Annotated in this window: 18 protein-coding genes; 7 read left to right on the top strand and 11 right to left on the bottom strand. The window is 41.1% G+C overall.

What is annotated here, in order from left to right; genetic code table 11:
- Positions 1-65: 65 nt before the first annotated feature.
- A complete protein-coding gene (locus tag EZ437_RS03220; RefSeq protein WP_131593184.1) occupies positions 66-842 on the bottom strand; it encodes an enoyl-CoA hydratase/isomerase family protein in 777 nt (258 codons plus the stop codon).
- 3 nt (positions 843-845) lie between these two features.
- Positions 846-1,265, bottom strand: coding sequence for a cobalamin B12-binding domain-containing protein (locus EZ437_RS03225; protein WP_131593186.1), 420 nt, complete (start codon positions 1,263-1,265; stop codon positions 846-848).
- 75 nt (positions 1,266-1,340) lie between these two features.
- Here EZ437_RS03225 and EZ437_RS03230 point away from each other — a divergent pair, with 75 nt between their 5' ends.
- A complete protein-coding gene (locus EZ437_RS03230) occupies positions 1,341-3,002 on the top strand; it encodes a glutamine--tRNA ligase/YqeY domain fusion protein (protein ID WP_131593188.1) in 1,662 nt (553 codons plus the stop codon).
- Between the two features lie 34 nt (positions 3,003-3,036).
- Here EZ437_RS03230 and EZ437_RS03235 read toward each other — a convergent pair whose 3' ends face one another.
- Positions 3,037-3,870, bottom strand: coding sequence for an N-acetylmuramoyl-L-alanine amidase (locus tag EZ437_RS03235; protein ID WP_131593190.1), 834 nt, complete (start codon positions 3,868-3,870; stop codon positions 3,037-3,039).
- Between the two features lie 103 nt (positions 3,871-3,973).
- Between EZ437_RS03235 and EZ437_RS03240 the strand changes: the two genes are divergently transcribed.
- On the top strand, positions 3,974-5,653 hold the full coding sequence (locus EZ437_RS03240) for a dipeptidyl-peptidase 3 family protein (protein WP_131593192.1): 1,680 nt from the start codon (positions 3,974-3,976) through the stop codon (positions 5,651-5,653).
- 13 nt (positions 5,654-5,666) lie between these two features.
- On the opposite strand, the gene EZ437_RS03245 is transcribed toward EZ437_RS03240, so the two are convergent.
- From EZ437_RS03245 to gltX, 8 genes are all read right to left on the bottom strand, one after another.
- Positions 5,667-6,029, bottom strand: a complete 363-nt coding sequence (locus tag EZ437_RS03245; protein ID WP_131593194.1) for a response regulator — start codon at positions 6,027-6,029, stop codon at positions 5,667-5,669.
- Positions 6,030-6,045: 16 nt separating this feature from the next.
- A complete protein-coding gene (locus EZ437_RS03250) occupies positions 6,046-6,627 on the bottom strand; it encodes a chemotaxis protein CheB (RefSeq protein ID WP_225869481.1) in 582 nt (193 codons plus the stop codon).
- Positions 6,609-7,430: a CheR family methyltransferase gene (locus tag EZ437_RS03255; protein WP_131593196.1), complete on the bottom strand. Its 822-nt coding sequence runs from the start codon at positions 7,428-7,430 to the stop codon at positions 6,609-6,611. The genes EZ437_RS03250 and EZ437_RS03255 overlap by 19 nt, the downstream gene beginning before the upstream one ends.
- A gap of 4 nt (positions 7,431-7,434) precedes the next feature.
- Entirely contained in the window at positions 7,435-7,800 is a 366-nt protein-coding gene (locus EZ437_RS03260; RefSeq protein ID WP_131593198.1) for a response regulator, read from the bottom strand.
- 5 nt (positions 7,801-7,805) lie between these two features.
- Positions 7,806-11,381, bottom strand: a complete 3,576-nt coding sequence (locus EZ437_RS03265; RefSeq protein ID WP_131593200.1) for a response regulator — start codon at positions 11,379-11,381, stop codon at positions 7,806-7,808.
- 12 nt (positions 11,382-11,393) lie between these two features.
- Positions 11,394-12,518: a hybrid sensor histidine kinase/response regulator gene (locus EZ437_RS03270; RefSeq protein ID WP_131593202.1), complete on the bottom strand. Its 1,125-nt coding sequence runs from the start codon at positions 12,516-12,518 to the stop codon at positions 11,394-11,396.
- A gap of 57 nt (positions 12,519-12,575) precedes the next feature.
- Complete coding sequence (gene ypfJ / locus EZ437_RS03275) at positions 12,576-13,412, bottom strand: KPN_02809 family neutral zinc metallopeptidase (protein ID WP_131593204.1); 837 nt, start codon at positions 13,410-13,412, stop codon at positions 12,576-12,578.
- Positions 13,413-13,485: 73 nt separating this feature from the next.
- A complete protein-coding gene (gene gltX, locus EZ437_RS03280) occupies positions 13,486-14,991 on the bottom strand; it encodes a glutamate--tRNA ligase (RefSeq protein ID WP_131593206.1) in 1,506 nt (501 codons plus the stop codon).
- A gap of 46 nt (positions 14,992-15,037) precedes the next feature.
- On the opposite strand from gltX, the gene EZ437_RS03285 reads away from it, so the two are divergent.
- The 5 genes from EZ437_RS03285 to EZ437_RS03305 all read left to right on the top strand — a co-directional run bounded on the left by EZ437_RS03285 (position 15,038) and on the right by EZ437_RS03305 (position 18,991).
- A complete protein-coding gene (locus EZ437_RS03285) occupies positions 15,038-16,255 on the top strand; it encodes a sensor histidine kinase (RefSeq protein WP_131593208.1) in 1,218 nt (405 codons plus the stop codon).
- On the top strand, positions 16,233-16,739 hold the full coding sequence (locus EZ437_RS03290) for a DinB family protein (protein ID WP_131593210.1): 507 nt from the start codon (positions 16,233-16,235) through the stop codon (positions 16,737-16,739). The genes EZ437_RS03285 and EZ437_RS03290 overlap by 23 nt, the downstream gene beginning before the upstream one ends.
- The gene (locus EZ437_RS03295) at positions 16,739-17,161 is read left to right on the top strand and encodes a hotdog fold thioesterase (protein WP_131593212.1); all 423 of its coding nucleotides are present in this window, start codon (positions 16,739-16,741) and stop codon (positions 17,159-17,161) included. The genes EZ437_RS03290 and EZ437_RS03295 overlap by 1 nt, the downstream gene beginning before the upstream one ends.
- Positions 17,162-17,311: 150 nt before the next feature.
- Entirely contained in the window at positions 17,312-17,863 is a 552-nt protein-coding gene (locus EZ437_RS03300) for an RNA polymerase sigma factor (RefSeq protein WP_131593214.1), read from the top strand.
- Positions 17,864-17,983: 120 nt separating this feature from the next.
- Positions 17,984-18,991: a FecR family protein gene (locus EZ437_RS03305; RefSeq protein ID WP_131593216.1), complete on the top strand. Its 1,008-nt coding sequence runs from the start codon at positions 17,984-17,986 to the stop codon at positions 18,989-18,991.
- Positions 18,992-19,003: the final 12 nt, after the last annotated feature.

A 19,003-nucleotide genomic window follows, 5' to 3' on the forward strand; every position in this document is an offset into this window, starting at 1 on the left:
TAAAGATGTTTTTAGAGGCGCTCCTGCAATTACATTTATTTTTCTCTATGTCCCATTTGGGGGCATTATTTTCCCTTAAATACAGGCTTCCTTTTTTCTATAAAAGCCAATGCCCCTTCCTTAAAATCACCGGTTTGGAAGCATTTGCCAAATGCTTTTATCTCCACTTCAAATCCTTCAGCATTAAAGGATGCATTTATGGCCGATATCGCTTTGCCCACAGCAAGCGGAGCTCTTGATTTTATTTTGTTTAAGAGCGCTTCTGATCTTGCAATTAACTCAGTTTGTGGAACAACATAATTAACCAAACCAAATTTTTCTGCCTGTATAGCTGTGATCATTTCTCCTGTTGTAATCATTTCAATCGCCCTGCCTTTTCCTACTAGCTGGGTCAACCGCTGTGTTCCTCCGTAACCGGGAATTAAACCAAGCGAGACCTCTGGCAGTCCAAGTTTGGCATTTTCTGAAGCGATACGCATATGACATGCCATGGCCAATTCCAAACCGCCCCCGAGGGCAAAACCATTAATAGCTGCAAGTACTGGCTTAGGACAGTTTTCAATAGCATCAAAAACCATTTTCTGTCCATTACGGGCAAGCGCTTCGCCCTGCGCCGAGTCATAATCAGCAAATTCTGAAATGTCAGCCCCTGCTACAAAAGCTTTTTCACCCGCCCCTGTCAAAAGAACACCGCTAACCACATCACTTTTACCAGCAAATTCAATCACGTCTGCAAGCTCTGCCAAGGTATCTTTATTCAGTGCATTAAGCTTGTGTTCCCTGTTAATGGTCACATATAAAATTTGTTCCTTTAGTTCTGATAAAATATTATGATAAGTCATGACCTAAAAATTTCTATTTACTGCAACCCAATTCTTAATGTACGCTACTATGGTAGTCATCGTAGTTCCGGGCGCAAACAATTCGCCCACACCCATCTCCTGAAGTTTTTTCATGTCACTATCAGGAATGATCCCACCGCCAGTCAACAATACATCAGTTACTTGCTTCTGTTTCATCAGTGCTATAATTTTCGGAAAAACAGTCATATGGGCCCCAGACAATATAGAAATACCAATTGCATCTACATCTTCCTGCAATGCAGTATTTACCACCATTTCCGGAGTCTGACGCAGTCCGGTGTAAATTACCTCCATGCCTGCATCTCTTAATGAAGTCGCAATAACCTTTGCCCCTCTGTCATGGCCGTCCAATCCAACTTTTGCTACCAAAACCCTGATTGGCCTGTTTAACACATTGCTCATAATTTACATAATAGGTGGTAAATGTAATTAATTTAGCGCTTTTATATTAACTTTGATGCTAAATTTACAGTTTTTATGAGTGAGGAAAGGTCATTGAACTTCATCGAAGAGATCATTGAAAATGATTTAAACAGCGGAAAATATGCAACGTTAATAACACGTTTTCCACCTGAACCCAACGGATATCTGCACATAGGTCATGCTAAAGCTATCTGTCTTAATTTCGGACTGACAAAAAAATATGGCGGCTATACCAACCTAAGGTTTGACGACACAAACCCTGTTACTGAAAAAACCGAATATGTAAACAGCCAGCAGGAAGACATTAAGTGGCTTGGGTTTCAATGGAAAAATGAACTTTATACTTCTGACTACTTTGACACACTGTACGATTACGCAGTTGACCTGATCAAAAAAGACCTCGCTTATGTAGATCATAGCACTGCAGAGGAGATCGCAGCGTTGAAAGGAACGCCTACTGAACCGGGTATAGGCAGCACATACAGAAACCGTAGTGTTGAGGAAAACCTGGATCTTTTCAGCCGTATGAAAAATGGGGAATTTGAAGACGGTATCTGCACATTACGCGCTAAGATAGATATGGCAAGTCCGAACATGCTGATGCGTGATCCAATTTTATACCGCATCAAACATGCTGCGCACCATCGGACTGGCGACAAATGGTGCATCTACCCAATGTATGATTTTGCACACGGACAAAGCGATAGTATGGAGACCATTACACACTCCATCTGCACACTCGAATACGTATCACATCGTGAGCTTTATGACTGGCTTATTGAGAAACTCGGCATTTTCCCTTCAAAACAATATGAATTTGCCCGTTTAAATCTTTCTTATACGGTAATGAGCAAACGCAAGTTGCTCCAGTTAGTCAATGAAGACTTCGTCAGTGGATGGAATGATCCCCGCATGCCCACAATAAGTGGATTGAGAAGAAGGGGTTATACGCCTGAAAGTATCCGTGAATTTTGTGACAGGATCGGGATTGCAAAAAGAGAAAACTTAATTGAACTCGGTCTTTTAGAATTCTGTGTTCGTGAGCACCTTAATAAAACTGCTACCAGAGTTATGGCAGTATTAGACCCGATTAAACTGGTTATTACCAATTACCAGAAAGACCAGACAGAGATACTTATCGGCGAAAATAACCCTGAGGCTGAAGACAAAGGTGGAACACGCGAAATACCATTTAGTAATGAACTTTGGATAGAGCGCGAGGATTTTATGGAAGAACCCGCAAAAAAATGGTTCAGATTAGCTCCTGGTTCAATGGTACGGCTTAAACATGCCTATATTGTAAAATGTGAAGATTTTAAAAAAGATGCAGAAGGCAATGTCACTGAAATTCACTGTACTTACATCCCTGATACCAAAAGCGGAGCGGATACCAGTGGAATAAATGTAAAAGGAACGATTCATTGGGTAAGCCGTCAACATGCAAAAAATGCGGAGATCAGATTGTACGATCGTCTGTTTACCGTAGAATCTCCGGATGCTGAAGAAGGTGATTTTAAAGATTATCTAAACCCTAACAGTATCGAAGTCATTAAGCAAGCATATATCGAACCCTACATGTCCAATGCTAGCAAGGACATTCGTTATCAGTTCATTAGAAAAGGATACTATTGCCTTGACGATGATTCTACTCCTGAGCTTCTTATTTTTAACCGGACAGTCTCATTAAAAGACGCCTGGGCTAAAACCAATAAATAAATTTGTTGACCTATAAAAAGTCTGCGGCAGGCTTTTATAGGTATTTCTTATACAGATTGAAAAGTATCAGTTTATCAGCCGGTGTAAGCACAGGCTTAATATCAATTTGTACAAAATGTCTTTTAAAGGCCGTAATCGCCGCCGGCAGATTACTAATATCATAACCGATGATCCGCAATGCGGCATTTGTATCAAATTCTGCAGGCGGCATCTTAAGCACATCGTCATACCACAATCCAAGCCCCTTTTTCGCAAGCATTTTCCATGGAAAATCATGCGGATCTGGTTTTCTGCTTGGTGCCACATCCGAATGACCAATAAAGTTGGCCGCAGGAATTTTATATCTCTTTTTCAATGACGAGAGCAGTGTCACAACACCTTTGATTTGTACTTCCGTGTAAGGCTCAAATCCATCATTGTCAATTTCAATTCCAATAGATGAAGAATTCAGATCTGTAGCATTGCCCCACTTTCCTATCCCAGCATGATTAGCCCTCAGGTAATCATTCACCATTTGCACGACCCGGCCATCTCTGCCAACCACATAGTGGGCACTTACCTCTGAATGCTTAACGGTAAATGTCTTTATTGTCTGATCTGTAGATTTTTGTGCGGTATGATGTAAGATCACAAAATTGGGCCTTCGAATACCAAAATTAACAGAGCCTACCCATGACTGCATTTCAGGCGCCAGCGAATCTATCAATTGGTTCAACGGAGGCATTGCTGACATGGCATTTGCATACTCCTTTGCCTGTTTTTTATAGACCTTATTAGTGGCAGTATATTTGTTCACTGAACAGGACGCCAGTAGTAGACCCAGTATCAGACAAGCAGGTGCTTTTGTCAATTTAGTTTGGCAGATCATAATATGTTTAGATGAGTCGTGAAATTACTATTTTTTACTATTTTAGGCACAATAAATATACATCTATATTGATCAAACAGATAATAGCAAAATTAACGGCAGTATGAAACACATTACCAGGGTAACCTTATTTTTAACCGGATGTTTACTTATTTTTGGAATTTTATCATGCAATAATACTTCGAAAAACACAGATACTAGCAGCACAGCTACAACAGGCAAAGATAGCTTGCAAAACTATGTTGATCAACGTATTGCTATTTATGAAACCGTCAAACTTACTACAAATTTAAATGGCCTTACTACCAACGAGCGTAAGATTTTACCCTTGCTTATCCAGGCGGCCCAAATAATGGACAACCTGTTCTGGAAGCAAGCTTATCCTCAGCGTGACAGCTTATTAAGCACCATAAAAAATGAAAAGACTAAATCTTTTGTCATGATTAATTATGGCCCCTGGGATCGTCTGAACGGAGATAAACCTTTTGTAGCAGGCATAGGACCAAAGCCAGCCGGGGCTTCATTCTATCCCTTAAATATGACGAAAGAAGCATTGGAAAAATCTGCTGTTACTGATAAATATGGCCTGTATTCTGTGATTAAAGGAGACTCATCAGGACGACTGATTTCAGTTCCATACAATGCCTTATTTGCAAGTGAACTTCAGGAAGCATCAAATCTGCTTAAACAGGCTGCTTTATTTGCAGAAGATCCAGGATTTAAAAAATACCTGACCCTGCGTGCTGACGCACTTGTTACAGACAATTATACGGCTAGCGACTATGCGTGGCTGGATATGAAGACCAATACGCTTGACATCATCATCGGTCCTATTGAAAACTATGAAGACAAATTGTTCAATGCACGCGCTTCTTTTGAAGCCTATGTTCTGGTAAAAGACAAAGCATGGAGTAAACGCCTTGAGAAGTATGTTAGTATGCTCCCACAGTTGCAACAGGGGCTGCCTGTTGAGGCCAAATATAAAAAGGAAAGGCCTGGGACAGATTCCGAACTTAATGCCTATGATGTAGTTTATTATGCCGGAGATTGTAATGCAGGATCTAAAACAATTGCGGTAAACCTGCCAAATGATGAAGTCATCCAGCAGAAAAAAGGAACACGCCGTTCGCAGTTAAAGAATGCGATGAAAGCCAAATTTGATAAGATCCTGATGCCAATTGCAAAAGAACTGATAGATAAGGATCAACTGCAGTACTTAAACTTCGATGCCTTTTTTGCCAACGTAATGTTTCATGAAGTAGCTCACGGCCTGGGTATCAAAAAAACAATAACAGGCAAAGGATTTGTAAAAGAGGCATTGCAAGAACAATACTCCTGGCTCGAAGAAGGAAAAGCCGATGTCCTAGGGCTATACATGGTTACCGGTCTGCTTAAAAAAGGTGAACTTGATGGTGACATTAAACAGTTTTACACCACCTATATGGCAGGCATTTTACGTTCTGTAAGATTTGGAGCTGCAAGCGCCCATGGCAAAGCCAATATGCAATGTTTCAATTTCTTTAAAGAGAACGGTGCATTCATCAGAAACGAAAACGGAACTTATAAAGTTGACTTTACAAAATTTGAACAAGCGATGAATAAATTAAGTCGCTTAATAATTACCCTTCAGGGCAATGGGGATAAAGCAGCTGTAGAAAAAACACAAAAAGAAAAAGCAGTTATCACGACTGAGTTACAGCAGGATCTAGACAAACTTACCAAAAAGGGAATCCCTGTTGATATTATTTTTGAACAAGGGGTTGATGTTTTGGGCGTACATTAAACCCGAATTTCTCTTATACAGAAAGATGTTTGTGAATGATATTTTCTAATTCCTCTATATCAAATGGTTTTGACAAATAACCATCCGCACCCGCTTGTTCCGCAAGCGATTTGACATCATTGTTAGCAGAAAAATAAATAACAGGGATATTTTTTAAAGTTGCATGCTGTTTTAATTCCCTTGTTGCATCTATACCTCCTACATCAGGCAGCCAATTATCCATAAAAATAATATCCGGTATATAGGACAATACCTGATCAATGATATTATTAGAAGTAGAAGATGTTTTGATTTCATAACCTGCATCTTCCAGAATAATAGTACACAATTCTAAAATATCAGCGTTGTCATCAAATACAAATACTTTTTTATTCATACTCATTTGTGTAATATTAGGATAATAAATTTAAAAATCCTCCAATTTCTTCAATATTTAAAATTTGGTCAATTTTTACATGCAACATTGCTTGAGCAGGCATGTAGGAAACCTGGGCTGTTTCGGGATTTTGAATAGCCGCAACTCCTCCCCAAAGTTTAACGCTCTTTAACCCACTTACCCCGTCAGAGTTGGAACCAGAAAGCAACAAACAAACCAGATTAGCCTTATAAACTTCTGCCGCTGTCTGAAAAGTCACATCAATAGAAGGCCTCGAATAATTTACTTTTTCTGAATAGTCTAAAGAAAATGTATGATCTTGTTCTATTAGCAAATGATAATCTGAAGGGGCAATATAGATGGTGCCAGGTAAAATTTGCTCTTTCTCGTCTACTTCTTTTACAGGTAGCGATGTCCTGCCTGAAAGTAACTCTGCCAGCAGGGAATCACTCCCATGTTTGCGATGGATAACAATAATGATTGGAAATGTAATTTCAGAATTAATTCTAGGAAGGACTTTCAAAAGAACTTCCAAGCTTCCAGCTGAGCCTCCGATAATAAAAGCATCACATTTCTCCATTATTCTACCTTCCGCCAAATTTTTTCTGTTTGCAAACGTTTGTATTTACCCGCAATTTGCGAAAAATTAATCGTCTCCTTAGTCCCTAATGCTAAATACCCCAATTCTTCCAGGCTTTCATCAAAAAGATTCAATACTTTAAACTGCAGCTCCCTGTCAAAATAAATCAATACATTTCTGCACAAGATCAGTTGAAACTCGTTGAAGGAGTAGTCTGATACCAGATTGTGGGTCGAGAATATAATCTTACTTTTCAAATCTTCGTTAAACTTAGCCAAAGAATAGTTTGCTGTATAATAACTTGAAAAATCCTTTTTTCCCCCGGAAAGGATATAATTTTCCGAATACTGCTTCATCTGACTCATGGCAAACATACTTTGTGCTGCCTTCTCTAAAACAGTAGGATTTAAATCTGTAGCATAGATAAGCGATTTGTGCAGTAAATTAAGCTCTTTTAAAATGATCGATATAGAATATGCCTCTTCTCCGGTAGAGCATCCGGCAAGCCAGATCCGGATAAAAGGATATGTGCCTAACTTTGGAAGCACTTCCTCTCTTAGTGTTTTAAAAAAAACCGGATCTCTGAACATCTCCGTTACATTAACGGTGATTTGCTCTACAAATCTTTTAAAATAAGTATGGTCATTATTTATTTTGTACCTGAACTCAGCAAAACTCAATGCCTTATCCAATCCGTAAAGCCTTACAATTCTTCTTTTTAGGGAAGCCCTGGAATACCCTGTAAAATCGTACCCATATTGCTCCAAAAGATCTGAGAGCAAAATCTCCACTTGTTCATCATTGATTACATTCGTCTCCAAACCTTTAAAAATATTGCGTAAGTAATTTAGTCAGCTCCTCAACATTTATAGGTTTAGAAACATAGCCTACAGCTCCCGCATCAATGCAGCGCTCCCTGTCCCCAACCATTGCCTGTGCTGTCACAGCAATTACCGGAATATCTTTGAGTTCGGGGCTACCGTTTATCCTTGCTATGGCCTGATAGCCATCCATTCCAGGCATCATCATATCCATCAAAACAACGGCTACGTCTTTATCCTTCCTGAGCAAAGCAATGGCATCTTCTCCGCCTGTAGTGGAAAGACATTGATAACCCTTAGACTTTAATACTGCTGTTAAAGCAAATATATTCCTGTTATCATCATCAACTATTAATACTTTTTTTGCCATATATATCACACCTTATCGTAAAGCCAAACACGGAGCAATGAGATTAACTGATCAATATCTACAGGCTTCGAAATGTAATCTGACGCACCTGCGGAGATGCATTTTTCCCTGTCTCCCATCATTGCTTTTGCAGTAACAGCCAAAACAGGTAAATGTTTGTATGCAGAAATTTTTCTGATTTCCTTAGTGCTTTCATAACCATCCATCTCAGGCATCATCATATCCATTAGTACAATGTCTACAAGAGGGTTTTCTTTCAATATCTGCAAGGCTTCTTTGCCATCTGTAGCCGCAAGCACTTTCATTTTGTGCTGCTCCAGCGCTTTTGTTAGCGAAAAAATATTCCGTACATCGTCATCCGCAATCAAAACAGTCTTATTATTCAGTACTTCGTATAGCCCTCCCAGTCTTTCAGAAAAGGGCTTCTTAATTTTGCTATCAGTCTCTTTCTCCTCTACAAGGTGCAAAAACAATCCCGCCTCATCCAGTATCCGCTGATAGGAATGGGCTGTTTTAACCACGATGGAGTCTGCATATTGTTTAATCCTCGATTCCTCTCCTTTTGACAAGTGTTTCCCTGTAAATATGATGATCGGAAGGTTTTCCAGTCCTTCAGTCTTTTTGATGGTTTCCAGCGTTATGTATGCATTTTTGTCGGGAACTCCCATATCAAGGATTACGCAGTCAACCTCCTTTTTCCGCAGGTCACTAATGCTTTGATCTACATTGTTAGTTACTTTTGTAGTAATATCATGATTGCTTAAGAAGTAACTAAGGGCTTCTGCATGCTGCTTATTTTCTTCTACTATCAGTACTTTTTTGGGATGACGGCTTAATGCATGTTCCAGCTTTTGAAAAATCTGCTTCATATGCTCCAGGGCCACAGGTTTGTTTATAAAATCAACAGCTCCCTTTAACAGGCTCTCCCTCTTAACCTCCAGCGAGGACATGATATGAACCGGTATGTGCCGTGTAGAAGGGTTCAGTTTTAATTCTTCCATCACCTGCCAGCCATCTTTGACCGGCAACTGTATATCCAATAAAATAGCGAGCGGCTTATAAAGATTGGCCAGTTCTATGCCTGCATCTCCTCTTACAGCCACAATTCCTTTGTAATTTCTTTTACGCGTAAAATTCAACAAGGTCTTTGCGAATGCAGTATCGTCCTCTATAATCAGAATAATTTTATCTTCAGCTTTGATGCTGTCACGGTCGTCGTCAACTTCCTGAGGTATATGAGTCACCGTAAACCGTTCTGCCACTACTTCTTCAGGCCTGTCGAAAGAAACTGGTGCTGTAGCCGCTTGAACCAATTGTTTAACCGCATCGCTTCTGTCAATGGGAAGTGAAAAAGTAAACTCACTACCTACATTTTCTTTGCTTGTAAGTTCAATATGGCCACCCAAGAGCTTTGCCAGCTCCCTGCTTATAGATAAGCCAAGTCCTGTTCCCCCAAACTTACGCCGCGTTGATCCATCAGCTTGCTGAAATGCTTCAAATATTAACGATTGCTTGTCAGACGGTATGCCAATCCCCGTATCTGTAACCTTAAATAATATGAATTTATCTGCCTTTGTAACAGTCAGCGAAACCCTGCCCTGGCTGGTAAATTTAATAGCATTAGAAAGCAGATTTTTTAAAATCTGTTCTAAGCGCATCTTATCTGTATTCACATGATGTACGCCTTCTTCTACCTCAATGATGAGCTCCAGGTTTTTGTTCTTAGCCAAAGGATTGAATAATGACCGCATATCTGTGGTGATCTCCACAATACTCATGTTGGTAAATTCGAGCTTCATTTTACCTGCTTCGATCTTGGAGAGATCAAGGATCTCATCTATCAGGCCTAGCAGGCCTTGTCCGGAGCTTTGAATTACTTCTGCGTACTCAATATATTCCGCTTCCAGCTCCTTGTTTTCAGACATCAGCTTTGACAATAGCAATATGGAGTTTAAAGGAGTCCTCAATTCATGGGACATATTTGCCAGAAACTCAGATTTATATTTTGTACTCTGCTCCAGCTGCTCAGCTTTTTGCTGTATATCAAGATTTCTTTCTTGTATGAGCTGGTTTTTTTCTTCAAGCAGACTGGTCCGCTCTTCAAGTTCCTGATTACTTTGCAGCAATTCTTCCTGCTGCACCCTTAATTCTTCTTCAGAGGTTTGTATTTTCTGCGTTTGGGCTTCAAGCTCTGCATTCAGGCCCTCAAGCTCACTATGCTGTGCCTGCAGTTCCTCTGCCTGTGCCTGGGTCTCCTCTAAAAGCTCCTGCATTTTTCTACGGTTCTGAGAAACCTGAATAGCAACTCCAATATTATGGGAAACATTGTTAAGAAATTCCAGTTGCAAGGGGGTATAACTGTTTAAAGAACCAAATTCCATCACTCCAATCACCTCAGTGTTCCGCATTATCGGAACCGCCGCGATATTCCTTGGCCTTGTATTTCCTGCGGCATAACTAATCGTTAGTTCCCCTTGAGGAATGTCATTAATTAAGATTTGCTTTCCTGATTTAAGCACCTGTCCTGCCACCCCTTCTCCAATCTTCATCGTTTTATACTGATCTTCAATAAGCGAATATCCGCCTTCCAGATACAGATGACCATCTTCTCCAATCAGATAAAGTGCTGCCACCACACTATCGGTATGCCCTACAATACTCGCAATGATATCATCTGCAAGTACATCTACGCTTTTCTCACCAACCATCTGGTCATTCAGACTGGCAATTCCCGACTGAAGCCATTCTTTGTCGGCCAAAAGCGTAAACGAATACTGAAGAGATTCCGCCATTGCATTTAATGACCCTGCCAGGCTACCCAGACCATCCTTTTCTTTCTCATCCAGACGAATTTTATAATCTCCGTTTGAGATCTTACTGGCTATATTTTGGATCACTGTTATCCTGGTATCCATTTCCTCATTCTTTTCCTGCAGTTCCTGCTGAAGTCTCATACGGGTTGTGAAATCCATAGAAACCTTTCGATAAAAAAATATCGTAATTAAGACCGCAAGTGCCGCAGCGATAACTATTAGAATAGGTGTATAGCCTGCAATGGTGTTTAAGTCCTTAGTTCTGATATCAAGCAATCTCTTTTCCTCATCCTGCATTTTTTTTATGATAGACCTTGCTTTGTCCATATAATTTTTTCCGGTCAGCAGTTCATCGATACTTACATTTCCACCCCTGCCTTTAATAACCAAGGTTTTTTCGATAATACCCAATCGTTCTTCAATGATGTTTTGCAATTGCTTTACACTTTGTTGTTGAAATGCATTATCTCTTGTTTTTATAGTTATTTCGTCTAAAAGCGCTGTTGCGTCCTCCTTAGCACCGTTAAATGGATCTAAAAAAACTTTATCTCCAGTCAGCAGATATCCCCTTTGGCCCGTCTCCGCGTCTTTGAGTGTTGATATTACCCCCTCCAGTTTGTTGATAATGTCACTGCTGTGGGATACCATGTCTGCACTTCTGATCAGATTCTTTATACTTATATAAGACGCCAGTGAAGTGATAAAAAGTATCAGTAGCGATAATCCCAAGCCAATACGCAGATTATTTTTTAATGATGTTTTCTCCATAAAATTAATATATTAATCGGTTTCTGATCCCGAATCTGCTGGCAATAGGAAATAAAATTCCGACCCTTCATCTAGTTTGCTTTTAACGCCAACCTCTCCGCCATGACGCCTGATGATTTCAGCAGAAATATACAAGCCTATCCCCAATCCCTGAAAATGTATGGCAGTTTCTTCTACTCTGTAAAATTTATCAAACACACATTTCTGTTGTTCAGGTGCTATGCCTATACCAAAATCCTTCACCCCAAGATAGACTTTATCTCCTTTATTATTTAGGTTGATGTGAATTTCACTGGTTCCCGGAGAATATTTGATGGCATTGGTCAAAAAGTTAATGACTACCTGCTCAATACGCATTTCATCAGCATAAACCTCTCTCGCTACTGTTCCATTTCTTATAATCTTAAATTCAGGACTAGATTGATGGATGATGTCAATCACACTATCCAGTAGTTCATCAATATAAAAATATCTTTTATTAAACTTAAGCTTTCCGCTTTCGATTTTTGAAATATCCAAGAGGTCCGCTATAAGGTCATGGAGTTTTTCAAGCTGCACCTGGGCTTTCCCCAAGTGCTTTTTTAATGTTTCAGTATCTCCTTTATCAATACTTCTCTCCAGCAACTGCATATAGCCTTTCACACTTGTCAGCGGCGTTTTTAGTTCGTGGCTTGCAATACTGATAAATTCGTCCTTTTTACGCTCTGCCTGCCTTCTGAATTCTATTTCATCAAGCAGTGCTTTTTGGATATCTATCAGTTTTCTATTCTGCTCATAAATCCTGTAAAACGTTTTTACTTTTAATAGTAAAACACTCATGTCAACAGGCTTAGTAATATAATCCAAACCTCCTGACAAATAGCCCTTTGTAATAAATTTAAGCTCCGTATTTACTGCTGACAAGAAGATAATGGCGGTTTCTTTTGCTTTGCTATATCCTGAGATCGCCTCTGCTACTTCAAAACCATCCATTCCTGGCATCTGAACATCCAGAATAATCAGAACATACTCATTTCTAAGGACTTTTTTTAAAGCCTCCTCTCCCGATGATGCCGTATCTATTTCAAAATTATGTGTTTCAAGAACCCTTTTTAAAGAAATCAGGTTCTCAGGTGTATCATCTACAATTAATATCATTATAAAAATAAATGCGCTTATATAGCATCAAAAAAAATAAAGTTAAAAATAAACTTGTTATAACTGACTTGAATTAAAAGTATCTCCCTGATTAATATCTCCGGTATCGAATCCCTTTTTAAACCAGTACATTCTTTGTGCGGATGTACCGTGCGTAAAAGCATCGGGAACAACCTCTCCCTGTGCCTGCTTTTGCAACTTGTCATCACCAATGGCATTTGCGGCATTTAACGCTTCTTCAATGTCACCCTCCTCAAGCTTAAAATCCTTTAATTTTTGTGCGTGATGTGCCCATAGGCCAGCATAGAAATCTGCCTGAAGTTCCAGTTTAACAGACAAGCGGTTGTATTCCGTTTCACTAAGCTCGCCGCGTGCCCTCTGCATCTTTTCTGAAATGCCCAACAGGTTTTGAACATGGTGCCCTACTTCATGTGCGATCACATATGCCTGAGCAAAATCTCCAGCAGCACCAAACTTATTTTTTAAGTCTTCGTAAAATGAGAGATCAATGTAAACCTTATGATCGCCAGGACAATAAAATGGGCCTACTGCTGCGCTTGCGCTACCACATGCAGATTGAACCATGTCTGTAAACAGGACCATATTAGGTTCTTCATATGTATTTCCAAGCGATTCAAATTGCTGGGCCCACACCTGATTGGTTGATTCCAGTACTCCATCCACAAACTTCCCTTCAGCATCTGTAGGATCACCTTTTTTACCTTCAGTCTGCGTAACACCATCAACTGGCAACTGACTAACCAACCCAGTTAAATCTGTGCCAAAAAGCAGACCTAATATAACAACTACAATACCGACTCCACCGCCTACCATTCCCCCACTCATCCCCCTGCGGTCATCTATGTTACCACTTCCTTTACCGAACCATTGCATAAAATCTTAGTTAAATTTGGTACAGTTCCTTAGCGGCAATTGTTATACCAAACTAACTAAAAAATCGAATTACTTAAAATTCACTGAGGGCAGTGGTTATCCTGTTACGGGTTTCATCCACTCCCAGGGCAACTGCGATGTCAAATACACCAGGTCCAAATTTTCCGCCAACCAGCATAATCCTGAATGGCAGCATGAGCTCCCCTGGTTTAAAACCACGCGCTTCAGCCAATTGTTTAAACCTCTCTTCCAGGTTTGATGCTGACTGCCCTTCATTTATCTCCAGGGCATATTCCTCAAAAAAGATTTCCTTTTCCGGTGTCCACTTTGGCTTTACCGCAACCAGATCATATTCAGCCGGGACATTAAAAAAGTACGAACCCTGTGCTATAAAATCAGTAAATACATTGCACCGATCTTTAATTAGGTCAATGATCTTCTCCAGGTAGCTGTCATCAGCAGGTACGAAACCCTGATCAGCAAAAACAGCTTTTACAGCTGGCAGTAATTTTACCGCATCCGTATGTTTAATCCATTCATGATTGTACCATTTTGCTTTCTCAAAATCGAACTTTGCCCCTGCTTTGCTGATCCTTTCCACAGAGAATTTCTCGGTCAGTTCTGCTAAACTGAACAATTCCTGATCGGATCCGTCGTTCCAGCCCAACATTGCCAGTAAATTTACAAAAGCTTCCGGCATAAAACCCAGCTCCTTAAATCCTTTGGTCAGGTCGCCAGTTTTCGGATCAGTCCAGTTCTGTGCATACACCGGAAATCCAAGCCTGTCACCATCACGTTTGCTCAGCTTACCATTGCCATCCGGTTTTAATATGAGAGGTAGATGTATCCATTGCGGCATTTCATTGGCCCAGCCCAGATACCTCCACAATAAGATGTGGATGGGGGCCGAGGGCAGCCATTCCTCTCCTCTGAATATATGGCTGATCTCCATCGCCCTGTCGTCAGCTACTACAGCCAAATGATAAGTAGGCATTCCGTCAGCTTTTAATAAAACTTTATCATCTATCAGATTGGTATCAAAACTTACGTGTCCTCTTATGAGATCAGTAAATGAAACCAACTCATCTTTTGGCATTTTTATCCTGACCACATAAGGCGTATTGTCGGCCAAAAGCGCGGCCACTTCAAGCTCAGTCAGCGAAAGGGAGTTGCGCATTCCGTTCCGCGTACCCTGTCCATAAGTGAAATTTAGCACTTCCTTGCGCTTTGCATCAAGCTCCTCAGGCGTGTCAAAAGCATAGTATGCATGGCCGTCAGCTATCAACTGATCCGCATACTGCCTGTAGCTTGCTTTTCGCTCACTCTGACGGTAAGGCCCAAATGAACCTCCCTGCTGCGGACTCTCATCCACAACAATGCCACACCATTCCAGGCAGGACACGATATACGCTTCTGCACCTTCCACAAAGCGTGTCTGGTCAGTGTCTTCCACGCGCAAAATAAACGTACCATTGTGCTGTCTGGCAAACAAATAGTTAAACAGCGCAGTACGCACACCGCCCAGGTGCAGCCCTCCTGTCGGGCTGGGGGCAAATCTTACTCTTACTTTCTTTTCCATATTACTGCCTGCAAAGATATATTTTTGTAATTTGGCTTCATAATCTATGAATCCTTACGAGAAAAAACGGCGCTGGAAATTCTTTTTACTGGTCTTTGCCATTGTTATCGGCGCAGCCTCAGTTTTTTACAGCGATTTCTTCGTTAAGAAAATGGAACGCGAAGAGCGGTTGCAGTTTGAACTCTATGTAAAAGTAACCGAACAATCATTTAACATGTACGATGATGACCGGTATACAGGCGTGATCGACCTCATCAGGACCAACAATAAATTGCCGGTGATCATGACTGACGGCAACGACGATATTATCGGTTATCAGGGCTTGGATTCTATAAAAACTTATTACAATGTCGATGATAATAAGCTGGAAAATTATGACCCCGAATATTTTGCACGTCAGCTAAAGATTATGAGGAAGCAACATCCGCGAATACCGATCACCGGCCTGGATGGAAAACGCTGGTTTATTTATCACAAGGATACACCTACATTGACACAGTTGCGTTATTTCCCTTATATACAATTGTCCGTGATCGCCCTGTTTTTACTTACTGCATATGTAGCCTTCAGTTCCGCACGCAAGGCAGAGCAGGACCAGGTATGGGTAGGAATGGCCAAAGAAACAGCCCATCAGCTTGGCACGCCGATATCATCATTGATGGCCTGGGTTGAGCTCATCAAGTCACGCTTCAATGCAGAGGAAGACCCCTTGATCGCAGAAATGGAAAACGACATCAAGCGCCTCGAGGTAATTACTGACCGCTTCTCTAAAATCGGGTCCAAGCCCATCGTAGAAGACCATGTGATGTATACTGTTATTTATAATTTTGTCCAATATTTTAAATTGCGCACATCCGATAAGATCATTTTCAGCATCACAGGTGATGACCAGGTGAGGGCGCTACTAAATGTGCCTCTTTTTGACTGGGTAACAGAAAACCTGCTTAAAAATGCGGCCAATGCTATTGAAAATGAAGGAAAGATCACCATCAACATTATCGAAAACCTGGCTAAGGAAGAAGTCTTTATAGATGTATCAGACACCGGAAAGGGGATCGCACGGTCTAAATTCGACGCCGTCTTTCAGCCTGGCTATACTACACGCAAGCGCGGCTGGGGCCTCGGCCTTTCACTTACCAAACGCATTATTGAAAATTATCATAACGGGCAGATCTTTGTTAAAGAATCCGAATTGGGCAAAGGGACTACCTTTCGTATCATTTTAAAAAGCAGCATTACTTATGAACCGACCTCAAACACATGAGTATCCAGCATGGGCAGAAACCTACATCAAATTGATTGATGGCGATGATGTGATAAACTTACTGGAGCGGCAGGCAACTGAATATCCCGATTTTATCCGCAATCTGATAGAAAAAGCAGACTATGCCTATGCGCCAGGCAAATGGACCATCAAAGAAATGACAGGACATATCATTGACACAGAGCGTATTCTGGTATACAGATTGACTTGCTTTGCCCGTAATGAGCGGCAGCCTTTGCCAGGCTTTGAAGAAGATGAATATGTCGCGAATGCCCATTTTTCAGACAGGAGCCTTCTAAGCCTTTCCGAGGAGTTCTCGCTTTTAAGAAAATCTGACCTTTACTTGTTCAAGTCCCTCACAGAAGCTGAACTGGAAAAGATGGGTACCGCAAGCAACAGGCAAATTACCGTAAGGGCTTTACTTTTCGTAATTGCAGGCCACATTATGCACCATGTACAGATCATTAAAGAGCGCTATCTGTAATGTGGTTTTCTGAATTTACTCCGCAGGGGCTAAATGACCGCCCAAAAAACCATATGGGTGCTTTTCTGGATATACAGTTTACAGTGGTCGGCATAGATTCTCTAACAGCAACCATGCCTGTCAATGAGCGTACTCATCAGCCCGCGGGCATCTTGCATGGTGGCGCATCGGTGGTATTAGCCGAAACCCTTGGCAGCGTAGCTTCTTACATGTGTATCGATCCTGAAAAATACATCGCGGTAGGTCTCGAAGTAAACGCCAACCACCTCCGCCCAGTCAAAAGCGGACTGGTAACAGGTATTTGCAAACCCCTGCACATTGGCGCCAAAACGCACATCTGGGAAATTAAAATTTACAACGATAAAGGCAAGATGAACTGTGTAAGCAGGCTTACTGTAGCAATTATCAATAAGCCGCAATAGTCGCTTTATAACACCTTCGCCTTTCGACCCTGACAAAACCCGGAAAATATTATCCATATGACATACATTAGCTAACGAATAGTTAACATACATTTAATGTTCCCTTATTTACTTGCACCGTACTTTTGGTGGAAATAAATTTTGGTCCAAATGTCTGCAAACCCGAATGACGAACGTGAATTGATTAGCCTTTGGAAAAGCGGAGATGAAAGGGCATTTAACCAATTATTTAAACTTCATTTTTATAAACTGTTCAAATTTGCTTCCCGCTATATCCATGATGCTGAACTGGCAAAAGAAATAGCAATGGACGTCATGTTCAAGGCCTGGCAAAAAAAGGATGAACTGGCCAATGATCGTCCAAGTTTGCAACCCTTCCTGTTTCATTTGTTGAAAGCTGTGATTATCGATCAGTTTCGAAAGAAAAGCCTCCATATCTTACCCATCGGGGACATGCTAACCGAACCAGCCTCAATAGAAAGGGCAGATGACCTGATCAATTACCGTGAACTAACCCAGTTATACCAGGAAAGCCTGAACAGCCTTAGTCCCCAAAGAAGACTGGTATTTGAAATGCGTCAGCAGCAAGGGATGAGCTACCAGGAAATAGCAGATGAACTTAATATTTCCTCAAAAACAGTAAATCGCCATCTTACAGATTCTTTTCATACCGTCAGAAAATTCATGAGAAAATTCAGGTAGATTTTCTCGCTCAATATCAGCTGCTTACGGGTTTGTTTAAAAAATAACACCCTCCCATTGGGTATAAATTCCATTTCTTACGGTATGTATGAATAGGGCAGCTTGCCACAAACCAAAAGCATGAAGAAAGAAATTGACAAGGAATTATTAATCCGCTATATCAACAACAACTGTACGGCAGAAGACCTGCTACAGGTGCAGCAGTTTCTTAAAGATCCCATGTGGAAGCTGGCGCTGGAAAAGATGCTGGAATCCGACTTTTCTGCAATGGAGGATCCGCCAAAGGCGGATGAAGCTGTTTTGGAGGAATGGGACCAGGAGTTCCGGACTAAATATTTTAAAAAGCCACCGATCAAGTTCTGGCATACGCAATGGATGAACTATGCCGCTGCTTGCCTGCTAGTGCTGGGTGCCGGCGCCTATTTTTTAAGCAAACAACGTGTTGAGCGTGTTGCGATCCCTACAGTTGCGATGGTGGAAAAGACGAATCCAAGAGGTGTCCGTTCTAAAGTCACCCTGCCGGACAGCTCGGTTGTATATCTCGGGCCAGGCAGCAGCATCAGTTTTCCCGAACAATTTGCTGTGAAGGAAAGAACTTTGACGCTTACAGGGGAAGCTTTCTTTGAAATATCAAAAAATCCTGAGCGGCCTTTCGTAATCCATACCGGAGAAATACAGACAACAGTACTGGGCACCTCCTTCAAAATAGCTGCATTCAAAGATAACCTGTTATCCGTTGAAGTGGCCACCGGCAAGGTCCGGGTATCCAGGAAAGAAAATACAAAAGTAGCTGAACTCGCCGTGCTAATTCCCGGAGAAGGAATCATATGGAACGAAAAGCGCGGAAAAGCGGAAGCAATCCATACTGACATCTCCGCAGTTAAAAGTTGGGCTACCGGAGAAATATCATTTAAAAACCGTTCGCTACCCCAGATTGCAGCTGAACTGGAAAACTGGTACGACGTAGAGATTCGTTTTGCAAATACAACAGTAGTCCGCAAACACCTCTCACTGAGTATCGACGGTACAGCCTCACTGGCAGATGCATTGGATATCATCTGTACGACCGCTCACCTGAATTACCATTTTAATGGAAAGGGGCAGGTCGTCTTATCAGGTAACAAATAACAACGAAATGGA

Origin of the sequence: Pedobacter psychroterrae (genome assembly GCF_004331695.1) — a bacterium.
Lineage (GTDB): Bacteria > Bacteroidota > Bacteroidia > Sphingobacteriales > Sphingobacteriaceae > Pedobacter > Pedobacter psychroterrae.